The 6,797-nt window shown below is 47.7% G+C and carries 4 protein-coding genes; 2 read left to right on the plus strand and 2 right to left on the minus strand.

Annotated features, from left to right (window positions below; all coding sequences use genetic code 11):
- Nucleotides 1-862, minus strand: an 862-nt coding sequence (locus IQ235_RS14900) for an alpha/beta fold hydrolase (RefSeq protein ID WP_264322234.1), incomplete at its 3' end; no start/stop codon positions are given.
- Nucleotides 863-1,021: 159 nt separating this feature from the next.
- Entirely contained in the window at nucleotides 1,022-2,104 is a 1,083-nt protein-coding gene (locus IQ235_RS14905; RefSeq protein WP_264322235.1) for a sulfotransferase domain-containing protein, read from the minus strand.
- A gap of 679 nt (nucleotides 2,105-2,783) precedes the next feature.
- Here IQ235_RS14905 and IQ235_RS14910 point away from each other — a divergent pair.
- Nucleotides 2,784-3,455, plus strand: coding sequence for a DUF3386 domain-containing protein (locus IQ235_RS14910; RefSeq protein WP_264322236.1), 672 nt, complete (start codon nucleotides 2,784-2,786; stop codon nucleotides 3,453-3,455).
- A gap of 136 nt (nucleotides 3,456-3,591) precedes the next feature.
- Nucleotides 3,592-6,797 (plus strand): magnesium chelatase subunit H (gene bchH / locus IQ235_RS14915; protein ID WP_264322237.1); only part of this gene is annotated, 3,206 nt, incomplete at its 3' end.

Raw genomic sequence — 6,797 nt, forward strand, 5'->3', positions numbered from 1 at the left:
GTTCCGGGGCTTCATCTTGAGGGCAATGTCCCACCCCATCCAGGGGAATAAAATCTTCGACAGCCTCGAATCGCGTCCACTCCCGTCCCAGGGCGATGGGTTCCCACGGGTCGTCAGTTCCCCATAAAATCAGCGTCGGGCAGGGTAATCGATCGAGGAGTTCTTCGGGTAAAGGACCTTGAGAATAGCGGGTAAAAGCCACGAATACGTCCGCTGCACCGGTGTCTCGGGCCGGTTGCAGAATCAGGTCTATCAGTTCGTCGGTGACGGTATCAGCGCGTTTGTAGGCTTGCAGCAAAATCTTGCGGACTGTGGCGGGGGTGGCCAATCGATCGAAGAAAAACTGACCGATGGCTTTGACTGAGAGCATCTTTTGTAGCAGAGGCGCACCGATTTGTTTGAGCCAGGGTTGTTGCTCTCGACGGCGATCGTGGAGCAGGCGCAGGGAACAGTTGAGCTGCACCACACCCAGCACCCAATCGGGATAGCTGACGGCAGCTTGCATCGCCGTGACACAACCGATGGAATTTCCCACCAGAAATACGGCTTCGCCGACAACTTCCCGACAAAAATCGGCGATTTGAGCGCTCCAGGTTTCAAAGGTATACTCGATTTCGAGTCCCGGCGTGGGTTTAGCCGATCTCCCGAAACCGATACAATCGATCGCCCAAACGCGGCAAGTCTGAGCGAGAACGGGGATATTTTTGCGCCAGTGTTGGGTAGACGCGCCGAAACCATGGACTAACACGACAGCGGGCCCTCGATCGCCGAGGGTTTGGTAGCCGATATCGAATCCTCGCCATTTCCAGCTTAGAAAGGGAATGGCTTCGGGAGTCGGTGCAGTGATCGGGGAGAGAGACATGGTGGGGATGAGGGAATGGGGAATGCAAACAAACAAATCGCTCGGCACGAAAACCGAGCGATCGATCGTCTATTTATATTTTGTAACAAATACAAGAAAGCTTAACAACAAGCGCGAGTTTGCGATCGCTCCTTATCGCCCCTCATCACTCAGCTCGACTCATTCCGACCAAAATCCCCGATTTGCAGCCATTTTAAAGGGTTTGCTATCTCGGACAATTTCAATCACTCGCGCTCGATCTTCTGCTGGCATCTGCTTTTTCCACTTGTTGCAAGCAACCTGAGAATTCCGAAACACGGAGAAGTAGGGATCGATACCGATTTCTCCTCGTTTTTGCCCCATTTTGCTGGTTTTATCGGTACTGTCTTCGATGAACGATACCGTTTCTTGGGTTAGGGACAAGCCGAAATGACGGAATACCCGATTCACGACAGGTAGGGTATTTTCCACCAAGTCTTCATAGAAAATCGGTAATCCTTTCGGACTCTCTTCACAGATCGATGTGGCAGCTTCTACGTCGATTCGCCACAGCATGGCTTCTTTTTGGGCGGTTGTTTGCAATTTTCCGGCATACTGCTCGGCTAACTCCGGAAAGCAGTCTCTCAAAATATTATCGAGCTTCTGGGCTCGACCTTGGGGCATCAACGCCTTCTGCTGACCCTGAATGCGAGACCACACAACAGCACAAGGATGACGCATCAGATAAACAACCGGTACTTCAACTTGTTGAAGCAAGGGAGCAATAATATCAACCATTTCCACTTGCTTGAAAATCAGGGTGGGAGTATTGGTCGAAGCCGTGTTGGGGGTATAAAACTTTTTAAAGAGGTGACCGGCTAGTGCCATTCTGCGCGAAATCGGCCAGGTTGCCGCTCGTCCCCAACTTAAGGGAGTCTGATAGTTTTTGCTGAAAAAAGGCGGCTTTTCGATGGCTGGATATGCCGGCAGTAAGGAATGATATAGCTGCGACCTCTGACTCGATGATAATTGAGGAGATCGAATCATTTCTAAACTTTTACCAATTTCAGGTTGAGTTTTTGCTAAGCGATGAAATGGCTCGAACCGATAGGCAACTTCCGGATGACTCGATACAAGAGTTCCCAACCAGGTTGTACCACTACGACTGGCACCAAATATTGCGCCGAGAGAGAGACGCTTTGATGAAGTCTTGGAATCAGTACCGGCTGTATCTGGATCTCGATCTAGAAGTTTTCGGTACGTTGGAGCAATGGAAGTCAACATGTGTTTGAATTGGTTGGGTTTACGTTTGACTTGATATCTTATGACGTTAATAAAGAATAAATGTTGCTTGTCTTCCGTACTGTACTGACGAGCATACTTTATTTTGTTTTAATTTGATGTATATCTTATGTACATTTTGTCAAAAATTTTCAATACTAAGTTCTTTAGTACGGCGATCGTTTCAGAACGATTTCCGAAAAAAAAGGGTGAACTCATCCGGATTTCAGATTGAAATATAGCATTTCTCGTATGGATAAAGCGTCTATCAAAAGGGCGATTTCGCGATTTCCTTATCTTCCCGACATCGATAGTTGGGTGCACCTTACTCGTACGAGAACTGCTATACAATTAGCCTGTAACTTTTGGGGGACTCAAGACGCGATGCGAAATTTTGTAAAAATAGCAGGCTAGCACAACCTACCCCCCCCCAGCACGCAAACACTCGATTTATAAGCCCTGCTGTAGTTCTAGTTTGGCTTATTAGACTATAGGATTGACATCAGTAGATGTACCGAATCTCGCAACTCAATTTATTTCCATTGAATTTTGGAGCTGATGCCTAATGTGTTGAGGTGGGGTCGATCGGAAGAATTTCAAACGACCCTTGTCTTGGTACGGGGAGATCGATAGGATAGGGGGAGTTCATTTGATTCGCCAGCCTCGGCAATCCAGAATCGCGATGAGTAAGGAGAATGGCATGACCGACCGCATCGACGCTCGCGAGCTAATGCGCGAAGCTTACGAAAACCGCTACACCTGGGACAAAAGCTTTCCCGGATATACGACCGATATTACGTTGAAGCGATCGGGCGAAGCGATCGCGGCCAAAGCGCGCGTCAACCGAGATCTCTCAGCAGACATTCTCGAAATCTCCGACGAGTCGGCGAAAAAGGAAATTCAGAATCAATTGTGGGAAATTGCGATTCACCGAATCCGCCGCAGCTTCGAGCAGACCCACGGCAAGAATACCTTCAGTTTGGGTGAAACCGACGAAACCGGGGCCGTGGAAATTCTTTTGGGGGGTAAATCCGAGGGCGATCGCTATAAATTGCGCGATCGGGAAGTGTGCATGGTACACCGCCACATCCACGGTGTTGTCGTCACCATCCATACCTTCAGCAGCCACGATACTGGCGAAGGCTACCTATCCCACCGCTACGACTCCATCTATCACGATCCCGAAACGGGTGAAGCCAAGGGCGGACGCAGCGTTTTTGAAGATAATTACGAGAAAGTCGGCGATTACTATATTCTGACCAGTCGCACGATCGAAACGGAAGTAGATGGCGAAACAGTCAAAACGGAATATGGCTTCTCGAATGTTAAGTTGCTAGAACCGGCTTTGGTGTAGCCATCGATCGCCTCAGCGATACGAAAAAGATAATGAAAGGTTGGGTTCGGCTTACTTGGACCCAACTTTTTGCATTGGGGGTAAAACGACCCCAACTCCCCGCTAAGATCGAATAGGACGTTCGCAGGCTGGGGATATGAAGCGCATCGTACTGATTGCTGGGTTTGAATCGTTTAATGCCGATTTGTATCGCAAAGCAGCCCAATTCGCGACCTCTAGCTGTCCGGAGTTGGAGATTCGAGTATTTAGCGATCGCGACCTCGCCACTCAAGCAGATACCGTAGCAGCCGCGTTGCAAGAAGCTTCGGTATTCTTTGCCAGCTTGATATTCGATTACGATCGAGTCATCTGGCTGCGCGAGAAAGTGCAGCATATCCCCATTCGCCTCATATTCGAGTCGGCACTGGAATTGATGAGTTTGACGCAAATTGGGACTTTTAAAATCGGCGACAAGCCGAAAGGAATGCCCAAACCGGTTAAATTCATCCTCGGCAAATTTACCAGCCAGCGGGAAGAGGATAAACTTGCCGGATACATCAGCTTTCTGAAAACCGGGCCCAAACTACTGAAATTCGTGCCGGGTAAAAAGGTGCAAGATTTGCGCAACTGGCTGATTATTTACGGCTACTGGAATTCGGGGGGAACCCAAAACGTCGCGGCGATGTTTTGGACGATCGCCCAAAAGTACCTAGAGTTAACCGTTGAAGAAATTCCCCCGGCGATCGAAACGCCGAATATGGGGTTGTTGCATCCAGATTGCGAGGGATATTTTGAATCGCCCAAGCAATATTTAGAATGGTATCGAAATCGAAGTCTCGATAAAACACCGGTTGTTGGGATTTTGTTGTATCGCAAACATGTTGTTACCCAACAGTCTTATATACCCCAATTAATTCGCCATTTTGAAGCGGCCCGATTAACACCTTTACCAATATTTATTAATGGGGTAGAAGGTCATGTTGCCGTGCGAGATTGGATGACTTCGGCCCACGAAGCCCAACAGCGACAGCAGGAGATTAAAGAAATACTATCTTTATCTCCCGAGGCAGTAGAAGTAGATGCGATCGTCTCGACGATTGGGTTTCCTCTAGTTGGCGGGCCGGCAGGGTCTATGGAAGCGGGACGACAGACGGAAATAGCGGTTAAAATTCTCAGGGCGAAGAACGTACCCTATTTTGTTTCTGCACCGCTACTGATTCAAGATATTCACTCGTGGACGCGGCAAGGAATTGGCGGTTTGCAAAGTGTGGTTTTATATGCATTGCCAGAACTTGATGGGGCGATCGATCCAGTTCCCTTGGGGGGACTAGTGGGGGAAGATATTTATCTAGTTCCCGATCGCGTCAAACGGTTAACTGGACGGGTGAAAAAGTGGATTTCTCTGCGACAAACCCCTCCTCAAAAACGCAAAATTGCAGTCATTTTATATGGTTTTCCGCCAGGATATGGGGCAACGGGAACGGCGGCACTTTTAAATGTAGGGCGATCGCTCATCAATTTTCTTCAAGCATTAAAAGCGCAAGGGTATCTTGTGGGCGATATTCCTGAAGATGGAGAAGAATTAATTCGCCAGGTGAAAGAAGCCGATGAAACTTATCCCGAACCGGTGGAATTATCCCATGGAAAACCCGTCCCACCGAACGTAACAACGGTGAATGTAAAAACCTTAGATAAATGGTTGGGATATCTACTAAAAACTCGCGTCCATAAGCAGTGGAAATCGCTGGCGGGAACGGGAATTAAAACCTACGGCGACCAGTTACAAATTGGGGGAATACAACTGGGTAATTTGTGGATTGGGGTACAACCCCCTCTGGGAATTTCTGGCGACCCCATGCGGTTGATGTTCGAGCGAGATTTAACGCCCCACCCTCAATACGCTGCGTTTTATAAATGGCTGCAAAATGAATATCAACCCGATGCGATCGTCCATTTTGGGATGCACGGAACGGTGGAATGGCTACCGGGTTCTCCTCTCGGAAATACGGGATATTCTTGGTCGGATATTTTGTTGGGAGATTTACCTCATCTCTATATTTACGCAGCCAATAACCCATCAGAATCGATGTTAGCAAAACGTCGAGGCTATGGCGTTTTAATTTCTCACAACGTTCCCCCTTACGGACGGGCGGGGTTGTATAAAGAACTGCTAGCGTTGCGAGATTTAATTTCAGAATATCGCGAAGATTCGCAAAAGAATTCGGCACTCAAAGAAGCCATTTGTCAAAAAATTGTCGATGCGGGATTAGAATCTGACTGTTTGTTTGAAGAAGCCGAACAATTAGGTATTGCATTTACGGCCGAGAATGCGCGACTTTTCAGTCAAGATTCACTCGATCGCTATTTTGTCAAGGTCTATGAATACTTGCAAGTAGTCGAACAGCGTTTATTTTCTTCTGGATTGCACGTGTTAGGAGAAGTCCCGAATATCGATCGACTCGAATCCTATTTGAGTGCGTATTTTGAGAATCGATTACCTCCAGAAGCAGTTCGAGCGATCGCTGCGAACGATACAGATTTTTTGAAAACTTACCAAGAGCGTTTATATAAAGAAAAATCAGATATTTTACATCTTATTAAAGAAGCTCAAAATATCCGTAAGTTACTCCTCAAAACTTCTGAGGAGATGGCGAATTTACTGCGAGGGTTGAATGGTGAATATATTCCCCCCGCGCCTGGCGGTGATTTGCTGCGGGATGGGCCTGGAGTGTTGCCTACAGGACGTAACATTCACGCCCTCGACCCCTATCGAATGCCTTCAGAAGCGGCATATCTTCGAGGTCAAGAAATTGCGCGTAAAATCATCGATCGACATTTAGAAGAACAAGGCGAATATCCTGAAACGGTGGCCGTAATGTTGTGGGGATTGGATGCGATTAAAACAAAAGGGGAATCGATTGGAATTCTACTAGAACTCGTGGGGGCGAAACCGATAAAAGAGGGGACGGGACGTATCGTTCGTTACGAGTTAAAGTCTCTTGAAGAAGTCGGACATCCCCGAATTGATATCTTGACCAATCTATCGGGTATTTTCCGCGATAGTTTTGTCAATATTATCGAACTGCTAGACGATTTATTTCAGCGGGCGGCGGATGCAGAGGAAGCGGAAACGCAAAACTTCATTCGCAAACACGTATTAGAATTACGATTGCAAGGAATCGAAAATGCTTCGGCGCGATTATTTTCAAATCCGGCAGGAGATTTTGGTTCTCTAGTCAACGATCGCGTTGTGGATGGAAACTGGGAAACGGGAGAAGAATTGGGAGAAACCTGGCGCGATCGAAATACCTTCAGTTACGGTAGGAACGATAAAGGAAAAGCCCGACCGGAAATCCTCGATCG

The sequence above is a fragment of the Zarconia navalis LEGE 11467 genome (genome assembly GCF_015207075.1).
Taxonomy (GTDB): domain Bacteria; phylum Cyanobacteriota; class Cyanobacteriia; order Cyanobacteriales; family Geitlerinemataceae; genus Zarconia; species Zarconia navalis.